Origin of the sequence: Rhizobium pisi (assembly GCF_003938655.1) — a bacterium.
Classification (GTDB): domain Bacteria; phylum Pseudomonadota; class Alphaproteobacteria; order Rhizobiales; family Rhizobiaceae; genus Rhizobium; species Rhizobium pisi.
The window spans coordinates 72,536-94,285 of sequence record NZ_RJJT01000002.1 but is presented as its reverse complement, the minus strand read 5'-3'; the positions used below and the strand labels follow the sequence as shown (position 1 = coordinate 94,285).

The 21,750-nt window shown below is 60.9% G+C and carries 20 protein-coding genes; 11 read left to right on the top strand and 9 right to left on the bottom strand.

Going from position 1 to position 21,750, the window contains the following annotated elements; all coding sequences use genetic code 11:
* The first annotated feature begins 84 nt into the window (after positions 1-84).
* Complete coding sequence (locus EFD55_RS03085) at positions 85-555, top strand: GNAT family N-acetyltransferase (RefSeq protein ID WP_245438227.1); 471 nt, start codon at positions 85-87, stop codon at positions 553-555.
* A gap of 9 nt (positions 556-564) precedes the next feature.
* Here EFD55_RS03085 and EFD55_RS03080 read toward each other — a convergent pair whose 3' ends face one another.
* Positions 565-1,131 (bottom strand): dienelactone hydrolase family protein, encoded by a 567-nt coding sequence (locus EFD55_RS03080; RefSeq protein ID WP_125842879.1) that lies wholly within the window; start codon positions 1,129-1,131, stop codon positions 565-567.
* Positions 1,132-1,183: 52 nt separating this feature from the next.
* Positions 1,184-2,113 (bottom strand): LysR family transcriptional regulator, encoded by a 930-nt coding sequence (locus tag EFD55_RS03075; protein WP_125842877.1) that lies wholly within the window; start codon positions 2,111-2,113, stop codon positions 1,184-1,186.
* 73 nt (positions 2,114-2,186) lie between these two features.
* Here EFD55_RS03075 and EFD55_RS03070 point away from each other — a divergent pair, with 73 nt between their 5' ends.
* From EFD55_RS03070 to glpK, 10 genes are all read left to right on the top strand, one after another.
* Positions 2,187-3,104: a DMT family transporter gene (locus EFD55_RS03070; protein ID WP_183736658.1), complete on the top strand. Its 918-nt coding sequence runs from the start codon at positions 2,187-2,189 to the stop codon at positions 3,102-3,104.
* A 112-nt stretch (positions 3,105-3,216) separates the two neighbouring features.
* A complete protein-coding gene (locus EFD55_RS03065; RefSeq protein ID WP_125842873.1) occupies positions 3,217-3,990 on the top strand; it encodes a DeoR/GlpR family DNA-binding transcription regulator in 774 nt (257 codons plus the stop codon).
* A gap of 195 nt (positions 3,991-4,185) precedes the next feature.
* A complete protein-coding gene (gene glpD, locus EFD55_RS03060; protein WP_125842871.1) occupies positions 4,186-5,700 on the top strand; it encodes a glycerol-3-phosphate dehydrogenase in 1,515 nt (504 codons plus the stop codon).
* Positions 5,701-5,741: 41 nt separating this feature from the next.
* Positions 5,742-6,821 (top strand): ABC transporter ATP-binding protein, encoded by a 1,080-nt coding sequence (locus EFD55_RS03055; protein WP_125842869.1) that lies wholly within the window; start codon positions 5,742-5,744, stop codon positions 6,819-6,821.
* A gap of 9 nt (positions 6,822-6,830) precedes the next feature.
* Positions 6,831-7,901: an ABC transporter ATP-binding protein gene (locus EFD55_RS03050; RefSeq protein WP_125842867.1), complete on the top strand. Its 1,071-nt coding sequence runs from the start codon at positions 6,831-6,833 to the stop codon at positions 7,899-7,901.
* 2 nt (positions 7,902-7,903) lie between these two features.
* The gene (locus EFD55_RS03045; RefSeq protein WP_125842865.1) at positions 7,904-8,770 is read left to right on the top strand and encodes a carbohydrate ABC transporter permease; all 867 of its coding nucleotides are present in this window, start codon (positions 7,904-7,906) and stop codon (positions 8,768-8,770) included.
* A gap of 1 nt (position 8,771) precedes the next feature.
* The gene (locus EFD55_RS03040) at positions 8,772-9,683 is read left to right on the top strand and encodes a carbohydrate ABC transporter permease (RefSeq protein WP_125842863.1); all 912 of its coding nucleotides are present in this window, start codon (positions 8,772-8,774) and stop codon (positions 9,681-9,683) included.
* On the top strand, positions 9,683-9,979 hold the full coding sequence (locus tag EFD55_RS03035; protein ID WP_003595821.1) for a DUF2160 domain-containing protein: 297 nt from the start codon (positions 9,683-9,685) through the stop codon (positions 9,977-9,979). Before EFD55_RS03040 ends, EFD55_RS03035 begins: the two co-directional genes overlap by 1 nt.
* A gap of 82 nt (positions 9,980-10,061) precedes the next feature.
* Positions 10,062-11,786: an ABC transporter substrate-binding protein gene (locus EFD55_RS03030; protein ID WP_125842861.1), complete on the top strand. Its 1,725-nt coding sequence runs from the start codon at positions 10,062-10,064 to the stop codon at positions 11,784-11,786.
* A 148-nt stretch (positions 11,787-11,934) separates the two neighbouring features.
* A complete protein-coding gene (gene glpK / locus EFD55_RS03025; protein ID WP_125842859.1) occupies positions 11,935-13,437 on the top strand; it encodes a glycerol kinase GlpK in 1,503 nt (500 codons plus the stop codon).
* A gap of 35 nt (positions 13,438-13,472) precedes the next feature.
* Here the strand turns inward: glpK and EFD55_RS03020 are convergent, their stop codons facing one another.
* From EFD55_RS03020 to EFD55_RS02990, 7 genes are all read right to left on the bottom strand, one after another.
* The gene (locus tag EFD55_RS03020; protein WP_125842857.1) at positions 13,473-14,474 is read right to left on the bottom strand and encodes an ABC transporter permease; all 1,002 of its coding nucleotides are present in this window, start codon (positions 14,472-14,474) and stop codon (positions 13,473-13,475) included.
* Positions 14,475-14,476: 2 nt separating this feature from the next.
* Positions 14,477-15,496, bottom strand: a complete 1,020-nt coding sequence (locus tag EFD55_RS03015) for an ABC transporter permease (protein ID WP_125842856.1) — start codon at positions 15,494-15,496, stop codon at positions 14,477-14,479.
* Positions 15,486-17,036, bottom strand: coding sequence for a sugar ABC transporter ATP-binding protein (locus EFD55_RS03010; RefSeq protein ID WP_125842853.1), 1,551 nt, complete (start codon positions 17,034-17,036; stop codon positions 15,486-15,488). The genes EFD55_RS03015 and EFD55_RS03010 overlap by 11 nt, the downstream gene beginning before the upstream one ends.
* Before the next feature lie 65 nt (positions 17,037-17,101).
* Entirely contained in the window at positions 17,102-18,112 is a 1,011-nt protein-coding gene (locus EFD55_RS03005; RefSeq protein WP_125842851.1) for a sugar ABC transporter substrate-binding protein, read from the bottom strand.
* A gap of 461 nt (positions 18,113-18,573) precedes the next feature.
* Complete coding sequence (locus EFD55_RS03000) at positions 18,574-19,122, bottom strand: hypothetical protein (RefSeq protein ID WP_245438377.1); 549 nt, start codon at positions 19,120-19,122, stop codon at positions 18,574-18,576.
* 346 nt (positions 19,123-19,468) lie between these two features.
* Entirely contained in the window at positions 19,469-20,452 is a 984-nt protein-coding gene (gene pdxA / locus EFD55_RS02995) for a 4-hydroxythreonine-4-phosphate dehydrogenase PdxA (RefSeq protein WP_125842849.1), read from the bottom strand.
* Positions 20,453-20,480: 28 nt separating this feature from the next.
* Positions 20,481-21,614 carry an iron-containing alcohol dehydrogenase gene (locus EFD55_RS02990; protein WP_125842847.1) on the bottom strand — a complete coding sequence of 378 codons (1,134 nt, stop codon included), beginning with the start codon at positions 21,612-21,614 and terminating at the stop codon, positions 20,481-20,483.
* Positions 21,615-21,750: the final 136 nt, after the last annotated feature.

Here is a 21,750-nt window from a genome sequence, read left to right as displayed (position 1 = left end):
CTTTGACGCGCCCCTGCCGGATCGCGGCGGGGGCGTCACCTCATCAGACGCCAGATCCCCCGCATGCTCAAGGCGGATTGTGAAATGATCGATATTCGAATGGCGACGTCCGCTGAGGACGAGGTTCTCGTCGAACACTATCTGAAGATCTGGGACAGCTACGGGACGCCGCCGGAACACTACAGACCGGATGCGGCGGGATGGATATTGTCTTTCATCAGAAGCGGCCGCGAGGAGCGATGCCTCACCTCGTTTTTTGCCATTGTCGACGGTGAAATCGCCGGTTCCGTATCCTGCCAGCTGCATCAGTCGCCGTTTCCCGAAATCATTCGGCCGGAGCAACGGCTGCTCGGTTATATCTGGTCCGTCTATGTCGAGGACGCCTTCCGCCGGCGCGGCATCGCGCTGGCGCTGACCAAAAAGGCTGTCGACCACCTGAAATCGCTCGGCTGCACCACGGCTGTCATCCACGCCTCGGATGCCGGCGAACCCGTCTATCAGGCCGCTGGTTTTGAACTGGCGAAGGAAATGCGCCTGAAGCTTGCGGCCGATTAGGAAAAAACCCTAAAGCGCGCCGAGGAAGTCGATGATGCGGTTCCATGTCCGTTCAGCGGCCTCGGCATCATAATCGGGCAGAGTCGTATCGGTGTAGAGATGGCCGATGCCGGGATATTTGAATATCTCTGCTGATATGCCCAAGCGCGCCGCCGCCGCTTGCCAGGCAGCAACCTCGTCGGCGGGGCCGAAGCGATCCGGATCGGCAAGATGGACCTGGACGGGCAGGCCGCTGCGCACATTATCCGGAATTCCACCAACGCTGTGAAGCAGCAGTACGCCTGCCGTCAGCGGCCGCATCGGCCAGAGATCGGCTGTGATGCCGACGCCCATCGAAAATCCGCCGAGCACGGCCGAGGCAGGCAGCGCTGCAGTCGCCTTTTCCGCCCGTTCGCAAAGAGTGGGCCAGCCGATCGCTTCCTTCAGCGCAAAGCCCTGGTCGATCGATCGGGCGACCTTGCCCTCATAAAGATCGGGGGTGAACACATCATGTCCAGCCGCCCGCAGGCGCTCCGCCGAATCCCGTTCAAGGGAGCGCAATCCGTGGACAGAGTGGAACAGGATCACTGTAGCCATGGATATGCTCCTCCTATTCTTGGCTCAATCCAGCGCGATCCGCCCAGATCCCCTAGGTTTTCGCCCGCCCGGGCGCTGTGAATGCGGCGATCGTCTCCTCGTCATGGCCGGCCTCGCGCAGGAAGCGGCTGGCAAATTCGATGGCGGGGCTTCGAAGCGCATCGTCCGGGCGGATCAGGTGGAAGGCCACGTGGTGGTCGATCGCGCGCTCCGACACCGCGACGATGCGCCCGGCGGCCAGCGCCGCATCCGACAGCGGTGGGCGGGCGAGCGCGATGCCGAGTCCCTGCGCGCAGGCATCGATCACCAGATTGTAGTCTTCAAAGCGCCGGTCCTGGCCGCGCGGGACATAGTCGATACCTTCGCGGGAGAGCCAGCGGCGCCAGCCTTCGATATTCGAATCGTGAAGGATCGGCAGATCGAGCAGCGAAATGGCATCCGAGCGCCGCCCGAGGCGCTCCGCCAGGATAGGAGCGGCGATCGGAAAGGATTTCTCCTGCCAGAGCGGTAAAGCGCGCACGCCGGCCCATGGTCCCTTGCCGCAGCGAATGGCGAGATCCGTGCCTTCGCCGAAATCCGCCAGCCGGTGTTCGAGCGTCAGTTCGACATGCAGCTCGTTTCCTTCGAGCTTCGGCAGGCGCTGGAACAGCCATAACGAAGCGACTGACGGCGTTACGGAAAGGCGCACCACCGCCTTGTTGGGCCGGGGCAGCCAGCGCTCGCCGGTGTTGCCGAGCAGGGAAAGCGCTTCCTCGGCACGCGCGAAAAACCGCATGCCCTCCGGCGTCAGCCGTACGCCGCGGGCTTCACGCGCAAACAGGCGCACGCCCATCCAGCGCTCGAGCCGCGAGACCTGTCGCGAGACGGCGCCATGGGTGATGCCGCTTTCCTCGGCCGCGGCGGAAAACGATCCGAGCCGGGCGGCGCGGGCAAAGGTCTCGAGCGTGTCGAGCGGCGGAAGCACGGGCGAGCTGTGAACCATACGCACATTTGATCATCGATTGCGATGCTTTTCAAGCACGCGTCAAAGGCTTAATTCATGGTCGCAACGAATAGTGGAGGTGAAAATGAGCATGGCGGCAAGCACACCGGTTTCGGCGAAACAACAAGGCACCTTCGATTTTGTGGCCTTTGCGGCGATTGTCGTCACCATCCTCTTCTGGGCTTCTTCCTTCGTGGTGATCCGCATCTGCCTCGGGCCTCTGACGCCGATCGAGCTGGCGACAGCCCGCTATGTGGCGGCTGGCGTCCTCGCTCTTGTTTATCTGGCCATCTACCGACCGATGCCGGAAAAACGTGATTTCCTCCGCCTCTCTATCGCCGCCGTGCTCTTCATCGCCGCCTATGCGGTGCTCTTGAACACCGGCGAGCAGACCGTTGCGGCGGGGCCGGCGAGCTTCATCATCAACACCATGCCGGTCTTCACCGCGCTCATCGCAACATTCGCACTCGGCGAGCGCTTCGGCCGCTGGGGATGGGCGGGCACTGCGGTTTCCTTCGGCGGCGTGGCGCTGATTGCTGTTGCTTCCGACAGCGGCTTCAAGCTCGATCCGAACGCCGTGCTGATTCTCGGCGCCGCACTCTGCTCGGCGATTGCCAGCGTGCTGCAGAAGCCGCTGCTTGGCCGGATGCCGGCGCTTGCCGTCACCGCTTGGATCCTGCTGATCGGCTCCGTGCCGCTCTTTCCGGCCGTTCCGGCGACGGTGCGCGCTCTGGCGGCGGCGCCGGCGGACGTGAACTGGGGCGTCGCCTACCTCGTCATCTTCCCCACAGCGATCGGCTATCTGACCTGGGCCATCGCATTGAAGCGGCTGACGGCTGGGCGCGCTTCGAATTTCCTTTACGGCGTCCCGCCGGTCGCAACGCTGATCGGGTTCGTCTGGCTCGGCGAGGTGCCGACGGTGCTGGGCACTGCCGGTGGGATCATGGCAATCCTCGGCGTGGTCGTGGTCAACGTGATGCGGAAGCGATAGTCGCGCCTGGCACGGCGCAACACATTCGGAATATGGAAGCCGGTGACTGACAAATAGGCATTGCGCCGCTCTTCGCTTTCTTTAAAACGAAAGTAGATCGAAAGGGGCGCCTATGTTTTTGAGCGACCGGCAAACTGAAATCGTGGCGATTGCGAAATCGAGCGGCAGGGTCCTGGTCGAGGAACTCGCCGCCCGTTTTTCGGTGACGCCCCAGACGATCCGCAAGGATCTGAATGATCTCTGCGATGCGCAGGTCCTGACGCGCATCCATGGCGGCGCGACCTTCCCGAGCGGAACGGAGAACGTCAAATACGAGGCGCGGCGGCAGATCGCCGCTTCCGAAAAACAGGCGATCGGCCTGGCGGCCGTCGAGCTGATCCCGAGCGGAGCCTCGCTCTTCATCAATATCGGCACGACGACCGAGGCGGTGGGAGAGGCGCTTGCCAATCATCACGAGTTGATGGTGATCACCAATAACATCAATGTTGCCAATAGATTGCGCCTGTTCCCAGCGATCGAAGTGGTGATCGCCGGCGGGGTCGTGCGCGGTTCGGACGGCGGGATCGTCGGCGAAGCGGCCGTCGATTTCATCCGGCAGTTCAAAGTCGATTACGCCGTGATCGGCGCGTCTGCGATCGACATCGACGGCGCCCTCCTCGACTACGATTTTCGCGAGGTGAAAGTCGCCCAGGCGATCATCGCCAATGCCCGGCATGTCATCCTCGTTGCCGATTCGACCAAGTTCGAACGCACTGCACCGGTCAGGATCGGCCAGCTTTCACAGGTTCATACCTTCATCACCGACCACTGTCCGCTGCCCTCGATCCGCAATCTCTGCCTCGAAAACAATGTGAAACTAATCGAAACCAACGGCAGATCGCGATAGACACGCGGCGCTTCAGCGCTTTGTTTCAGGGCATTCCCATGAAAGCCGTTGAGCATTCTTTCTGGAATCTCTTCCGGTATCGATCTGCGAAAACATTCGTTTGACATTCGTATCTCTTTCGTTTTAACTGATGTTGCTTTCGCAATTGCGCAGGTTTTGTGCAATGCGAAATCCGCAGCAGGCTCGGAGGGGAAGTTGGGCCCGGAAATTCACGACATATTCGTCATCGGCGGCGGCATCAACGGCTGCGGGATTGCGCGCGATGCCGTTGGGCGCGGCTATTCGGTGGCGCTGGCGGAGATGAACGATTTTGCGTCTGGTACTTCCTCGGGCGCCACCAAGCTCATCCATGGCGGCCTGCGTTATCTAGAGCACTACGAATTCCGCCTGGTGCGCGAATCCTTGATGGAACGCGAGATCCTCTGGGCGATGGCGCCGCACATCATCTGGCCGCTGCGCTTCGTGCTGCCCTATCACAAGGGCGGCATCCGCCCGGCCTGGCTGATCCGGCTCGGCCTCTTCCTCTACGACCATCTCGGCGGCCGCAAGTTGCTGCCGGCGACATCCGTGCTGGACATGCGCAAAGACGCGGCCGGCAAGCCGCTGAAGGCTTTGTTTACGAGGGCTTTCGAATATTCTGACGGCTGGGTCGACGACGCGCGCATGGTGGTACTGAACGCCCGCGACGCCGCCGACAAGGGGGCGACCATCCTGCCGCGCACCAAGGTGGTGTCGGCCAGGCGCGAAAATGGCCTCTGGCACATCGACACCATCGATACGGTCACCGGCCGCAATGGCAGCCATCAGGCCCGCATGCTGGTCAACGCTGCCGGCCCCTGGGTCGATCATGTCATCCGTTCGGCCTTCGGTCAGAACGAGGCTCACCATGTCCGCCTCGTCCAGGGCAGCCATATCATCGTGAAGAAGAAGTTCGATGATCCCAGGGCCTATTTCTTCCAGAACCCTGACAACCGCATCATCTTCGCCATCCCCTATGAGGGCGATTTTACTCTGATCGGCACCACCGACCGCGATTACACCGCTGATCCCCGGGACGTCCGGATTTCCGAGGAAGAGACCGTCTATCTCTGCAATGCGGCATCGGAATATTTCAAGGAGCCGGTCAGGCCCGAGGATATCGTCTGGACCTATTCGGCGGTCAGGCCGCTTTATGATGACGGCGCCTCGAAGGCCCAGGAGGCCACGCGCGACTACGTGCTGAAGATCGAGGGCGAAGGCGGCGCGGCGCCGTTGTTGAACGTCTTCGGCGGCAAGCTCACCACCTATCGCCGGCTTTCCGAACATGCGCTGGAGAAAATCGGCGCTGCGATCGGCGTCAAGGGCGCGCCCTGGACGGCCAAGAGCAATCTGCCGGGCGGCGATTTTCCGGTCAGGGGTTATGAGGCCGAGGTCGCCAAACTGAAACGGCGTTATCCGTTCCTCGCCGATACGCATGCGCGCCGTCTGGTGCGCCGCTACGGCACCAGGGCCGAGGTACTGCTCGGCGATGCCCGCGGCCCCGAGGATCTCGGACGGCTGTTCGGCGGCGATCTTTACGAGGCTGAGGTCACATACCTCGTCGAACATGAATGGGCCCGGCACGCCGATGACGTGCTGTGGAGGAGAACAAAGGATGGTCTGCGCCTTTCGAAGGAGCAGGCTCAGTCATTGGAGGAGTACATGGCTGCCAGACCGGCGATGGCCGGATAGGCGCTATGTGGTCCCCGCTGCGTGGAGGCACGGGAACAGGAATGCTGGAACTGCGAAACGCCGCCAAGATGGTGGGGGCGGATTATCACATCTATCCGACCGATCTGGTCCTCGAGCGGGGAACGCTGAACGTCCTGCTCGGGCCGACGCTGTCGGGCAAGACGTCGCTGATGCGGCTGATGGCCGGGCTCGATCGTCCGACCGCCGGCTCCGTCCATTTCGACGGCGCCGATGTCACCGGCATGCCGGTGCAGAAACGCAATGTCGCCATGGTCTACCAGCAGTTCATCAACTATCCGGCGCTGACCGTCTATGAGAACATCGCCTCGCCGATGCGCATATCCGGCAAGGATGCCGCCACGATCGACCGCGAGGTGCGCAAGGCGGCCGAGCTTCTGAAGCTCACGCCCTATCTCGACCGCACGCCGCTCAACCTGTCCGGCGGCCAGCAGCAGCGCACCGCGCTTGCGCGCGCGCTGGTCAAGAATGCCAGCCTCGTTTTGATGGACGAGCCGCTCGCCAATCTCGACTACAAGCTGCGCGAGGAACTGCGGCAGGAATTGCCGCGCATCTTCGCCCAGTCCGGCGCGATCTTCGTCTATGCCACGACGGAACCCTCCGAAGCCTTGTTGCTTGGTGGCAATACGGCGACGCTCAACGAAGGCCGGATCACGCAGTTCGGCCCGACGATCGAGGTCTATCGCAAACCGCTCGATCTGACGACGGCGAAAACCTTTGCCGATCCGCCGCTGAATTTTATTGATCTGGTCAAATCGGCAGGCAATTTCCTGCGCGATGGCGCTGTGATTTTTGCCGTGCCGCCGCACCTTCAGAACGTGCCGGACGGGCCGGCAACGATAGCGTTTCACCCGCATCATCTTGCACCAACCGCCCAGACGGCTGATTCGGCGCGGCTGACAGCACGGACACAGATTTCGGAGATCACGGGGTCGGAAAGTTTCGTGCATCTGCAATTTGCCGACACCCGCTGGGTGATGCTTGCGCACGGCATCCACAATATCGACCCGGACACGGACCTCTCCGTTTTCATCGATACGCGCCACCTGATGGCGTTCGGCGCGGACGGCCGGGCGATCACCACCGCCGGGCAGAGGGGCTAGGAGAAGATCATGGCACGTATCACCCTCGATCATATCAGACATGCCTATGGGCCGAACCCGAAGAGCGAGAAGGACTACGCTCTCAAGGAAGTGCACCACGAGTGGAACGATGGCGGCGCCTATGCGCTGCTCGGACCTTCAGGCTGCGGAAAGACCTCGCTGCTCAATATCATTTCCGGCCTTATTCAGCCGTCCGAAGGGCGAATTCTTTTCGACGGACAGGATGTTACGAACCTGCCGACGCAGCAGCGAAATATTGCGCAGGTATTCCAGTTTCCGGTGATCTACGACACGATGACCGTCTATGACAATCTTGCTTTCCCCTTGCGCAACCGCGGCGTGGCAGAGCCCGACGTTGATCGTCGTGTCCGTGAAATATTGGAGATGATCGATCTTGGAGACTGGGCCAAGCGACGTGCCCGCGGTTTGACGGCGGACCAAAAGCAGAAGATTTCGCTCGGTCGCGGCCTCGTGCGCTCGGATGTAAATGCGATTCTCTTCGACGAGCCGCTCACTGTTATCGACCCGCATATGAAATGGGTGCTGCGATCGCAGCTGAAGCGGCTGCATAAGCAGTTCGGTTTTACCATGGTCTATGTCACGCATGACCAGACGGAAGCGTTGACCTTCGCCGACAAAGTCGTGGTGATGTACGATGGCGAGATTGTGCAGATCGGCACGCCGGCCGAGCTCTTCGAGCGTCCGAGCCATACCTTCGTCGGCTACTTCATCGGTTCTCCGGGCATGAACTTCATGCCAGCCAAGGTGGAAGGCCGCACGATTCGGGTGGGCGAGCATGCTCTGACGCTCGACTATGCGCCAAAGACTTCGGCAGCGGCCAAGGTTGAGCTTGGGATTCGGCCCGAGTTTGTTCGGGTCGGCCGCGAGGGCATGCCTGTGACCGTCAGCAAGGTGGAAGATATCGGTCGGCAGAAGATCGTCCGCGCGCAGCTTGCCGGCCAGCCTATCGCGATCGTCGTCCCTGAAGACCAGGAAATTCCTGCTGATCCCCGGGTGACCTTCGAGCCATCGGGTATCAGTGTCTATGCCGACTCTTGGCGCGCCGGACCGGAGGCTTGATCATGGAAAAAACCTGGAACAACAAAGCGTGGTTTCTGGTCCTGCCGGTCCTCGTGCTCGTGGCATTCTCGGCCGTCATTCCCTTGATGACTGTTGTGAACTATTCCGTTCAGGACACTTTCGGAAACAACCAGTTCTTCTGGAACGGAACGGACTGGTTTACCCAAATCCTGCACTCCGACCGTTTCTGGGCCGCCCTGCAGCGAAATCTAATTTTTTCGTTGATCATTCTCGCTCTTGAGATCCCGCTCGGTATCTTCATTGCGCTGAACATGCCGAAATCGGGCATCGGCGTGCCGGTGTGCCTGGTTCTGATGGCGCTGCCACTGCTGATCCCGTGGAACGTTGTCGGCACGATCTGGCAGGTGTTCGGCCGCAACGACATTGGTTTGTTCGGCTATTCCCTCAATGCCATTGGCATCGATTACAACTATGTGCAGGATCCGCTCGACGCCTGGGTGACGATCATCATCATGGACGTCTGGCACTGGACGAGCTTGGTCGTCTTGCTCTGCTATGCAGGCCTCGTTTCCATTCCGGATGCTTTCTATCAGGCAGCCAAGATCGACGGTGCGTCTCGTTGGGCCGTGTTCCGCTATATCCAGCTGCCAAAGATGAAGCGCGTTCTTCTGATCGCCGTGCTGCTGCGTTTCATGGATAGTTTCATGATCTACACCGAGCCTTTTGTCGTCACGGGTGGCGGTCCCGGCAACGCGACCACGTTCCTGTCGATCGATCTGGTCAAGACCGCCCTCGGACAGTTTGACCTCGGTCCGGCCGCTGCCATGTCGCTGATCTATTTCCTGATCATCCTGCTGCTTTCGTGGGTGTTCTACACCGTCATGACAAGCCACGACGCGGAGAATTGAAATGAGCGCCTCCAACGAAACGACAGCGAGCCGAAAAATCTCAAGCGTTGCCAGTGTCGCAAGCGGTCTCTCCTCCGATGAAGTCAGCCGTCTGATGCGCCGGCGCGGCGAGGAATCGCGCTGGTGGTGGCTGGTTCCGACGATCTATATCATCGTGCTCCTGCTGCCGATCTATTGGCTCGTCAACATGAGCTTCAAGACCAATGCGGAAATCGTCAATTCTCTGACGCTTTATCCTCATAACCCGACGATCGCCAATTACGTGACGATCTTCACGGAGAAGGCCTGGTATTCCGGCTACATCAATTCAATCACCTATGTCGTGATCAACATGGTGATCTCGGTCGCAGCCGCGCTGCCGGCGGCCTATGCCTTCTCCCGTTATCGGTTCCTTGGTGACAAGCATCTTTTCTTCTGGTTGCTGACGAACCGGATGGCGCCGCCGGCGGTCTTTGCCCTGCCGTTCTTCCAGCTCTACTCAGCCTTTGGACTGATCGATACGCACATCGCCGTGGCATTGGCGCATTGCCTCTTCAATGTGCCGCTTGCGGTCTGGATCCTTGAAGGCTTCATGTCCGGCGTGCCGAAGGAAATCGACGAAACGGCCTATATCGATGGCTATTCGTTCCCGCGGTTTTTCCTGAAGATCTTCACGCCGCTGATTGCGAGCGGCATAGGTGTCGCCTGCTTCTTCTGCTTCATGTTCTCCTGGGTCGAGTTGCTGATCGCACGAACGCTGACGACGACCGACGCGAAGCCGATCGCTGCCACCATGACCCGTACCGTCTCTGCATCCGGCATGGATTGGGGCTTGCTCGCCGCCGCGGGTGTTCTGACCTTAATCCCAGGGGCGCTGGTGATCTGGTTTGTGCGCAATTACATCGCCAAGGGCTTCGCCCTGGGGAGGGTTTGATGAGCTTTTCGCTTCCCGATTTTTCATGGATGGCATGGACCTGGCCGACGGCCGCGTTCTTCATCGTTATCGTATTGCTGCTGATCGGCATGGGGGTCTGGGAGTATGCCGTGCCGGGCGGCAACCCGCGGATCGGAATCCTGCGCTTCGAGACGACGCGCGGTGACCGGCTTTTCCTTTCGCTGCTCGGCAGCGCCTTTATCCATCTTGCCTGGCTTGGTCTCGCGGGATCAAGCCTCTGGTGGGCTCTCGCTCTCTCCGTTGTCTACGCCGTCGGCGTATTCCGTTACGTGTGAGGCAAACTGATGCAGATGGCCGGGGGTATTTCTGGCCGCCTGAGACGTGAAGACTGCAATCGCAAAACCCTGGGAGGATATCATGCGAAGGCATTTATTGACGACGACAGCAGCGGTACTGCTGGCCATGACCGGGTCGGCCTATGCCGGCATGGACGAGGCAAAAACTTTCCTGGACAAAGAGATCGGCGACGTGTCGACGCTCTCTCGCGCAGACCAGGAAAAGGAAATGCAATGGTTCGTCGATGCGGCGAAGCCCTTCCAGGGTATGGACATCAAGGTTGTTTCGGAAACCTTGACCACCCACAAGTATGAGTCCGAGGTTCTGGCTCCTGCCTTTACTGCGATTACCGGCATCAAGGTAACGCACGACGTCATTCAAGAGGGTGACGTTGTCGAAAAGATTCAGACACAGATGCAGACCGGGCAGAACCTTTATGACGGCTGGGTCAACGACTCCGACTTGATCGGTACCCACTGGCGCTATCAGCAGGTGCGCAACCTGACCGACTGGATGGCCGGCGAAGGCAAGGACGTTACCAACCCCGGGCTCGATATCAACGACTTCATCGGCACCAAGTTCACGACCGCGCCTGATAAGAAGCTCTACCAGCTTCCCGACCAGCAGTTCGCCAACCTCTACTGGTTCCGCTACGACTGGTTCAACGACGAGAAGAACAAGGCCGATTTCAAGGCGAAATACGGTTACGATCTCGGCGTTCCGGTCAACTGGTCGGCTTATGAGGACATTGCCGAATTCTTTACCGGCCGTGACGTGAACGGCAAGAAGGTCTTCGGCCACATGGACTACGGCAAGAAGGACCCGTCGCTCGGCTGGCGCTTCACCGACGCCTGGCTGTCGATGGCCGGCAACGGCGACAAGGGCCTGCCGAACGGCCTTCCGGTCGACGAATGGGGCATCAAGGTCGACGAGAAGTCGCGTCCTGTCGGTTCGTGCGTCGCACGCGGCGGCGATACCAACGGACCGGCATCGGTCTATTCGATCCAGAAGTATCTCGATTGGTTGAAGGCGTACGCACCGCCGGAAGCTCAGGGCATGACCTTCTCGGAATCCGGTCCGGTGCCGGCACAGGGTAACGTCGCGCAGCAGATCTTCTGGTACACGGCGTTTACCGCAGACATGGTCAAGCCTGGCCTGCCTGTTATGAATGAGGACGGTACGCCGAAGTGGCGCATGGCACCGAGCCCGCATGGCGTTTACTGGAAAGACGGCATGAAGCTCGGTTATCAGGACGTCGGTTCCTGGACTCTGATGAAATCGACCCCGACGGACCGTGCGAAAGCTGCCTGGCTCTACGCACAGTTCGTGACCTCCAAGACGGTTGACGTGAAGAAGAGCCAGCTCGGTCTCACCTTCATCCGCGAATCCACCATTCGCGACAAGAGCTTTACGGAGCGTGCTCCGAAGCTCGGCGGTCTGATCGAGTTCTATCGTTCGCCGGCCCGCGTTCAGTGGTCGCCAACCGGCACCAACGTTCCCGACTATCCGAAGCTGGCTCAGCTTTGGTGGCAGGCTATCGGTGACGCCGCTGCCGGCGCCAAGACTCCGCAGGAAGCCATGGATTCTCTTTGCGGCGAGCAGGAAAAGGTCATGGGCCGTATCGAGAAATCGGGCGTCCAGGGCGATATCGGCCCGAAACTGGCCGAAGAGCATGATCTCGCTTACTGGAACGCGGATGCGGTGAAGAAGGGCAACCTTGCGCCGCAGCTGATGATCAAGAACGAGAAGGAAAAGCCGGTCACGGTCAACTACGACGAACTTGTCAAGAGCTGGCAGTCGAAGTAAGGCGAACCTGGCCGGAGGCGACGAGGCTTCCGGCCATCACTTCTGCCACCGGCGGCAAGCCGGTGGCACCCACAATCTTTCTCTCATGAAATCTTCGCATCCGCCCTCTTCGCCGGGCGGGGCGGTTTCGTGCGAGCCGGAGACGGATATGAGCGGCTATATTCTTTCAATCGACCAAGGCACGACATCGTCGCGCGCCATCATTTTCGATGGCGACATGAAGATGGCCGGCTCGGCCCAGGCGGAGATCACCCAATATTATCCGCAGCCCGGATGGGTGGAGCATGACGCCGCCGAAATCTGGCAGTCCGTCGTTGACACGGTGCGCAAGGCGATTGCCGATGCTGGTCTTGACGCCACCGATATCGCTGCAATCGGCATCACCAATCAGCGCGAGACTGCGGTCGTCTGGGATCGCAAGTCCGGCACACCGCTTCACCGCGCGATCGTCTGGCAGGACAGGCGCACGGCCGAAATGTGCGAGAGCCTGAAGGCCGACGGATATGAGAAGCTGTTCAGCGCCAAGACCGGCCTGCTGCTCGACCCGTATTTCTCCGGAACCAAGCTGCGATGGCTGCTCGACAATATCGATGGGCTGCGTGGGAAGGCGGAGGCGGGCGAGGTTTGCTTCGGCACAATCGACAGCTGGCTGATTTACAAGCTGACTGATGGTCGCATACACGCCACTGATGCGACCAATGCCTCGAGGACGCTGCTCTACAATATCGATGACGGCGCATGGGACGAGGAGCTTCTCGGTATTCTCGGTATTCCCTCAGCCATGCTCCCCCAGGTGAGGGAATGTGCCGATGATTTCGGCCGCGTCGACGAGGCGCTGTTCGGAGCCGCACTTCCGATCCTCGGTGTCGCCGGCGATCAGCAGGCGGCGGCCGTGGGCAATGCATGCTTCGAGCCCGGCATGATGAAATCCACTTATGGCACTGGTTGCTTCGCGCTGCTCAACACCGGCAGGGATCGTGTTTCCTCCTCGAACCGCATGCTGACGACGATCGCCTGCCGGCTCGACGGCGAGACGACCTATGCGCTCGAAGGCTCGATCTTCATTGCCGGTGCAGCCGTGCAATGGCTGCGCGACGGCCTCGGCATTATCAGCCAGGCTTCGGAGGCGGGGATTCTGGCAACCAAGGCCGATCCCGGACAGCAGGTTTATATTGTTCCTGCTTTCACCGGTCTCGGCGCACCCTATTGGGATCCGGCCGCCCGCGGCGCGATCTTCGGCCTGACGCGCAACAGCGGCCCGGCGGAATTTGCTCGCGCCGTGCTCGAATCCGTCGCCTACCAGACGCTCGATCTGCTGGTGGCGATGAAGAAGGACTGGGGCGCCAACCAGCTGGAAACGGTGCTGCGCGTCGATGGCGGCATGGCGGCGTCGGACTGGACGATGCAGTGCCTGGCCGACATCACGGGAAATCCCGTCGACCGCTCGGCTATCCGTGAGACGACGGCGCTCGGAGCTGCCTGGCTCGCCGGCTCAAAGGCCGGCATCTGGCCCGGCAAGCGGGATTTTGCCAAGGCCTGGGCCTGCGACCGCCGCTTCAGCCCTTCGATGGAGGAGACCGAGCGGCAGGGCAAGATCATCGGCTGGAAGAATGCCGTATCGCGCATGATCTCGGACGCCACGGCGGGTTAGAACGTTTCGGCATGCCGCCGCAATAGCGGCTTTTCTCACACGCCGACGGTGGCCTTTCTGTTGATGAAGCTCAGGGCGAGCACCGCAAAGATCAGTGTTCCCGTGCCGACCTGCTGCCAATAGAAGTTCAGATCGGTCAACAGCAGCCCGTTGGCGACCATGCTGAGTAGCAGCGCGCCGAGAACGGTCCCGCCGACATTCGGCCGTCCGAGCGGGTTGAGCGTCGTGCCGATGAAGGTTGCCCCGATGGCGTTGAGCAGGAAGGCATTGCCCGAGGAGGGGATGTAAGTGGTGACGGTTGCGGTCAGGATCAGGCCGGCGATTGACGCGATCAATCCGATGAGGATAAAGGTTACGGCGATATGGGCTGGCGCGGCGATACCGGAATAGCGCACGACGCCCGGCTGAATGCCGATCGACATGATAATGCGGCCGAACCGCGTGCGGGCAAAAACCACCGCAGCGGCGGCAATGACGACGATGGCGGCGGCAAGCGGCACCGGAAAGCCGGCGATCGCGCCGTGGCCGAGGAAACGGAAGGCTTCCGGCACGCCGTTCGGCGGCAGATAGATCGGATTGCCGCCATTGGTCAGCAGCTGCTGGACGCTGCGGCCGATGAACAGCGTGCCGAGCGTGGCAAGAAACGGCGACACGCCGATCCCTGAAATCAGCAGCGCGTTGAAGGCACCAACCAGCGCCCCGGCGGCCAGTCCCGCAAGTGCGGCGATGGCTACCGGCTGCCCGGCGAGGACGAGCGAAACAAAGGCGAAGCTGGCAAAATCAACCGCCGTTCCGACAGAAAGGTCGATGCCGCCCGAGGCGACGGCGAAGGTCATGGCGATGGACACGATGGCAAGCAGCGTGAAATTGTTGACCAGAATGCTCTGCAGGTTCGCAAGCGTCAGGAATGTCGGTGTTGCCACGGAGAAGACAGCAAACACCACGACCAGGGCGAGGACGAGGCTATAGCGCACCAGGCCTTCGGCGATCAGACGCGGCAAGCCGGGGGTGGCAGGGGAGTGGGTCTCGAGCGACATGGTCAGCCCTCCTGCCGGCGCAGTAGCGTGGTCGCGGAGACCACGATGAGAATGAGCAGGCCCTGGACGCCGCTGACCAGCGTGCTCGAAATGTTCAGCAGCTGGAAGCCGTTGGTGAGGAAGCCGACCAGCAGAGCTGAAAGCAGCGTCCCGGTCACGGTCGGAACGAGCCGCCGCGAAAAGACCGCGCCGAGCAGGGCGGTCACCACGACAGGCAGCAGCATCTCGCCCGAGCCGGTCGTGCTGCCGCTCAGATAGGAAACGGACAGGATGCCGGCAATGCCGCCGGCAAGGCCGCTGGCGACGAAGGCGCCGGCGAGCAGGCGGCGGAGCGGCAAACCGGCGGCGCGCGCCGCATCCGGAAACTCGCCGACGGCGTATAGCCGCAAGCCGAGGGGAGTATATTGCACGATCGCCGTTGCGATGGCCGTAAAGCCGAGGAGCACATAGGCGAGAACCGGTATGCCGAAAGGATCCGAGGCCGAAAGCGCGGAGAGGAAAGGTGTCGAAGCCGGCAGCACGGTATTCCCGGTCAGCACCAGTTCCAGGCCGGCGACGACGTTCATCACGGCAAGGGTGGCGAGCAGCGGCACGATGCCGGCATAGACCACGGCGACGGCATTGACCGTGCCGATCAGGGCGCCGGTCAGGAGTGCTGCCGTAATCGCCGTCGCATCGCCGTAGCCGAGCTGCGTCAGGCTCGCATAGACGGCGGCGCTGAGGCCCATATTGGCCGCCAGCGACAGGTCGATGCCGCCGGTGACGACATTGGAGCCGCCGGCGATCAGCACGATCGTCAGCCCGATGGCAAGCACGCCCGAGATGGCCGATTGGCCGAGCACATTGCCGATATTGCCGATGCTGAGGAAATAGGGTGCGGTCAGCGAGAAGATGATCAGGATGGCCGCGAAAGCGATCAGCGATCCGAAGCGTAGTGCTGCGGCGGCAATATTGAATGTCAGCCGGGGAGGCGGTTCCGTGGCGGAAAAACCGGAAGGCGAAAATTCTACGTCAGCGGACATGGCGCTGTCCCTCGGATGATCCAGTCGATTGAGCCAGCACGGCATCCGCCGTGGTCTCCGACGATATGAATTCCCTCACCACGCGGCCGCGGAAGAGCACAAGGATGCGATCGGTGATGCCGATGAGTTCGGGCAGATCCGAAGACAGCACGATGACGCCGGCGCCGCGTTCCGCCAGTTCGCCGATCAGCGTATAGATCTCGACCTTGGAGCCGATATCGACCCCGACGGTCGGTTCGTCGAGAAGATAGATCTCCGAATGGCGGCTCAGCCATTTGGCGATCGCCACCTTCTGCTGATTGCCGCCTGAAAGCGTGCGCAGCAAGGCATCCCGCCCGTTGGTTTTCACCTGCAGTCGCGTGATCAGAGCATCGACTTCGCTCCGTTCGCGCTTGCGGTCGAGAAAGCCGAAACGCGTGAAACGGCCCAAGCTCGAAAGGCTGATATTTTCGGCGACGCTGAGGTCGAGCGCGACGCCATGGCGGCGCCGGTCTTCCGGCACCAACGCGATCTCGCGGCCGGCCGCCTGCGTCGGATTGGTGAAACGAGCAGCCTTGCCGCCAACTTCGATGCGGCCGGACGCAGCAGTCTCCAGGCCGAAGAGGGTGCGGACCAACTCCTTTGCGCCGGAGCCGAGGAGGCCGGTGAGGCCGAGCACCTCGCCGCGGCGAAGCGTGAAGCTGATATCGCTGTATTTCCCCGGCGCCGACAGCCCCTCGACCTTGAGGATTTCCTCGCCGGGCGTTACCTCAGGCTTCGGAAACATCTCCTTGATGTCACGCTCGACCATGAGCGTTGCAATCGCTGCGGCCGAAGTCTCTCCGATTGGCGGGGAAGCCACGTCAAGCCCGTTGCGCAGCACGGTGACGTGGTCGCAGAGCTTCTCGATCTCGTTCAGATAATGCGAGATATAGATGATGGTGACGCCCTCGTCGCGCAGGCGGCGGATCAGTCGGAAGAGGATATCCGCCTCGCGGGCGACCAAAGCGGCGGTCGGCTCGTCGAAGACCAGCACCTTCGGCTGATTGAGGAGCGCGCGGGTGATCTGCACGATCTGCTTTTCCGCGGTCGACAATTCGCCGATCAGGGCGCCGTTCGGCAGCCGGACGCCGAAATAGTCGTTGAGAATCTCGGATGCGCGACGCTGCATTAGCCGACGGTCGAGGAAGGGCGTGCCTGATATGCGCGGCTCGCGGCCGAGAAACAGGGCTTCGCCGACGGTGAACGTCGGCACAAGCAGCCGATCCTGGTGGATGAAGTGGATGCCGAGCTCTTCGGCAAGATGCGGTGTCAGCCGATCGAATGTTTGCCCTTCGATCTCGATCCGGCCGCCATCCGGCTGGTGAAGGCCGGCAAGCAGCTTGATCAGCGTCGACTTGCCGGCGCCGTTCTGGCCGACGAGACCGTGGATGGTTCCGCGCTGGACGATCAGCGACGCGCCGGCAAGCGCCTGCGCGCCGCCGAAGTGCTTGACGATGCCTTCGAAGCGGATGATGTCGTTGCCTGCCGTCACCGGCTGCTTCAACGCAATGGCCGTCATGTCGATCTCTCCGGGCTTGCAAATTCCGAGCGATCCGGCATGGCGCGGATCGCTCGTCAATCTTGTTAGCCGATGCCCAGCTTCTTGGTGACTTCGCCGACATTGGCCTTGTTGGCGAGCAGCGCCGGAACATAGGTTTCGCGCGGCAGCGTCTGGCCGGCGAGCAGCTTGGCGACGTTGCGGATGGCGGTGCGGCCGATTTCCGCCGGCTGCTGGGCGACATCGGCCCCGGCCGGCGAATTCGGATCGGCGATGAGCTGAAGCACCTCAGGGCTGCCGTCGACGCCGTAGGTGCGGATCTCGGTTCGTCCGGCAGCCGCTAAGGCCTGGGTAGCCCCAAGCTGCGGAATGTCCCAGGCCGACCAGATCGCCTTGATCGAACCCTTTTCCGGATATTTGTTGAGGATTGCCGTGATCTGCGTGAAGGCGTCCTGCACGGTGTTGGGGATGACGTCGCGCAGTTCCGGCTGGAGGATTTTCACCTTCGGGAAATATTTGACGACGTTGACCAGCTGATCGTAGCGGATCGCGCATGGGGTCACGCCGTAAAAGCCGTTGAAGACGACGATATTGCCTTCACCGCCGATATCGGAAACGAGCTGCAAGGCCAGGTCCTTGCCGATCCCCCAATTGTCTGAGGTGGTGTTGTTGATCGAGTTGGTCGAACCGACATCGACGGTCAGGACCGGGATGCCGGCGTCGCGCGCCTTTTTCAGCCAGGGGTCGATGACGCTGAGCGTCCCGAGGATCTGAACGATCGCATCCGGCTTCTGGGCGATCAGCGTCTGCAATTGCGAGACCAGCTTGCCGTCATTGCGTCCCGCATCGACAGCGATCGGCTCGCCACCGAGGCGCTTTACCTCTTCGATCTGGGCATTATAGGCCTGCAGGTCGAAGAAATGATCGGTGCCGGTCGCGCTGATGGCGATGCGCTTGCCCTTCAATGACAGCTCTTCGGTTGCGAAAACCGGCTTCTGCCCGATCAGCGATGCGCCTGCGACGGCGACCCCGGCGGCGGCAGACAATTTCAGCAGGTCTCGTCTTCCGAGACCGTTGTCGGACTTTTCGATGCTCATTGCCACTCTCTCCAATTAATTATGTCTATAGATTAAATGTATTAATACGGATGAGGAGGAACGAATTTCCAAAAGAACGATCTACAGGGAAAAGAGTGGAGGGAGCGAAAGTTGATCCGTGGCCGCGGTTTCCCCATGACCGGGAATGATTTCGGATGTTTTAGCACTTTGTCAGCGCGATCAGATGGGTCTACAGGATGCTCGCCAAAACCTCAGAGATAACGGAGAATTTCGTGGCCTGCCACCGTCTGTAGTCGAAGACGAATTGCGCGGAAATCCAACAATCCCCGCTCATCTGGGTAGCCTGCCATCCTAGTAAGCCTCGATTTTGCGCGGTGGCAAGCAATCTGCCGGCATGGCTGCGGGAAATTACATATTCGATAGCGGTAAGTCGTGCAGAGACATCGCCCACCCAGGAGCGCTCACCTGAGACCGGTGCCAGCGGCACACGCGACATAAGGTCATGCAATATTGCTTCCGGATTCGGTCCTCACGAACAGCGCAATGCTTTCGGGCGGATTATACCAATCAGGATGGTTAAACAGCCGACGTGCTATACGCGGCTGAGCGCGATATAGAATTGTCTCGTCAACCTCCGACCGCCGATACCGATCTCCCGCGTCGATGCGATCCAAGGAACGAAGGTGCCCTGCGAACCATTGCCGAATGAGGGTTTCAGCATAGGCGGTTGCTTGTAGCGGGTTGGCGCGCCGATCTGTGGTTTCCGCTGGCTCGAATAATTTGTAGTACGCCATCTCCTTCAGATGCGAGACTGCAGTGTTGTGGCTGGCGATGCGGTTCTCAACCAAAAACTTTGCAAGGTTGGAAGCGGTTAACGGGAGGCAGGACGGGTTAAGTTTCCGCTCAAAATGCAATGCCAAGGCCGCTTGGCTGAGCAGCCACTTCTGCAGATCAGCAACATAACGCACTACTCTGGGCGCTCTGCGATGGATTGCCAGTAATTCGGATGCGGATTCGCGAAGAGCTGCGGCAAAGGAGGCGTCAGCCATGAGATCTTCGACACTATAGCTGCGGCATCTATTCTGAAATGCGGCTGGACGTAAAGATATCGACATTTAAAACCCAAGTGTAAGCAATGCTGACTCTGATAATAAAAAAACAGCGAATGGACAAAAAGTCACTGCAGGAGTCAGTGACTGGCTGACATTATCCATAATTTGCGCACAATTCGAGGAGGCTTTTCATTAGGCGCCGGCCTCTATTAAAAGCCGGGCCAGACGGTTCCTGACCTTGCCAAGACCCAGAACACTGGCTGTCCGGCTCTATGGAGGTGTCGCCCGGAATTTCCATCGATCACATGGCGGTTTCAGAGAGGAACGGCGCCAAGTTGCAACCTCACGCCTTTTGGCGCGGCGAGCGGGCCATCAGCCTGGCGTAGGCGATGGCGGAGAGCATGTTGACGTGGTTGGCTTTGCCGGTGCCGGCGATGTCGAAAGCGGTGCCGTGATCGACCGATACGCGGTCGATCGGCAGGCCGAGCGAGACGTTGACCGCGGTCTCGAAGGCGACGAGCTTGATCGGGATATGGCCCTGATCGTGATACTGGGCGATGACGAGATCGAAGGCGCCGTTATAGGCGCGGGCGAAGACGGTATCGGCCGAGATCGGGCCGACCACGTCGATGCCCTTTGCCTGCGCCTGCTCGACGGCGGGCGCCAGGAATTCCATGTCCTCGGTGCCGAATAGGCCGTTTTCGCCGCAATGCGGGTTGAGGCCGGCGACAGCGATACGTGGGTTGCGGCCCAGCCGCAGGAAATGCCTGTGGCCGGCTTCGATCGTGGCGAGCACCCGCTCGGTCTTGGCGCGTTCGATCGCGCCCTTCAGCGAGATATGGGTCGAGACGTGAATGGTGTTCAGCCGCTCGGAGGCGAGCAGCATGAAGGAACTCTTCGAGCCGGTGAGATGCGCGAGTAGCCCGGTGTGGCCGTCATGGTGATGGCCGGCAAGGTTCATCGCCTCCTTGTTGATCGGCGCGGTGACGATGACATCGGCTTCACCAGACATGGCAAGATCGACGGCGCGGGTGATATAGCGCACCGAAGCATCGCCAGCGACCGGGCTCACCTTGCCGATCTCGGGCAGGGGCGCGCCGAGCGCCACTTCGTCGACGGCGATCCTGTCGTCATCGGCATCGGGAGACCCGAATTTCAAACCCGTGCCGCTGACGCGATCGGCGCGTTCCAGGGCCTCCACATTGCCGACGATGATGAAATCGCGGCGCTCTTCCCTGGGAAGGGTGGCCAAGGCCTTGACGATCACCTCGGGGCCGACGCCGGCCGGATCGCCGAGCGTCACCGCGACTTTCGCATTCCTGTCCATCAGTCGGTTCCTTCCGAAAAATAGTCGCCTAGAAGGCGGCTTCGTAAATCGTGCGAATGTCGGCGCGCGAGAGGTCGCGCGGATTGTTATCGAGCAGCCGGCGAATGGCAAAGGCGTCGTCCGCCATGGCGTCGAGATCGCTTTCCGGCACGCCGAGGCCGGAAAGCTTCATCTCGATCCCAAGGTCGGCGCAGAAAGCATAAGCCGCATCGAAGACGGATGCTGTGTTTTCCGAAGCTTGATAGCCGAGTGCTTCCATCACCGCTTTCGTCTTTTCCGGGGCGGCCGGCGTGTTGAAGGCAAGAACATGCGGGAAGATCAGCGCATTGGCGGCACCATGCGCCACATGCCAGCGTGTGCCGAGGGGATAGGCGAGCGCATGGCCGCCGGCAGTATTGACGGGGCCCAAGCAGAAACCGCCGTAAAGCGAGGCGAGCGACAGGCCGGCGCGCGCCTCGGCGTCGTTGCCGTCCTTGACGGCGCGGGCGAGATATTTGCCGACGAGCCGCGCTCCTTCGATCGCATAGATGTCGACCATCGGATGGGCCTTGCGGTTGGTATAGGCCTCGACACAATGGGCCATCGCGTCGACGCCGGTCGCGGCCGTCGTGCGGGCTGGCACGCTGAAGGTCAAGGCCGGATCGATGACGGCGATGTCGGCCAGCATGTGCAGGCTTTCCACGGCAAGTTTTGCCATCGTCGTGGGATCGGTGACGAGCGCGCGAATGCCGGCCTCGCTGCCGGTGCCGGATGTCGTCGGCACCTGGGCGAGCGCCACCTTGCGCGGCCCTTTCACCTTGTTCGGGCCGACGACCTCGTGCAGGGTCTGCTCGGAACCGGCAAGCACGGCGGCAAGTTTTGCCAGATCCATGGCGCTGCCGCCGCCAAAGCCGACGACCAGTTCGGCATTGGCGGTGTTGGCCGCCGCCAGGACTTTTTCAAGGTTGGCCGTATCCGGTTCAGGCGTCACTTCGGAGAAGACGGTAACCTCGCCCTTCAACTCCAGCATGTGGATGCGTGAGGCGTTGAAGGCATCGGAGATGACAAGCGTGCGCCGATGGCCTTGTTCGGCCGCCCATTTGCCGAGCTTTCCCGCTGTTCCGACGCCGAATTCGATCTGATGCGGCCGAACGATCGTGATTGGCGAACCCAAGCTGGCCATGAACCAGTCCTCCCTGCGGATCTGCGGCAATAGTGCTGCTCTCTTTAATGTAAAGTTGTAATGTCAATGTCAAGCCGGCATTCCGATGTGTGGGGATTTTTGTCGCCGAGCATGCGGCCAGTTATGTCTCAGGCCG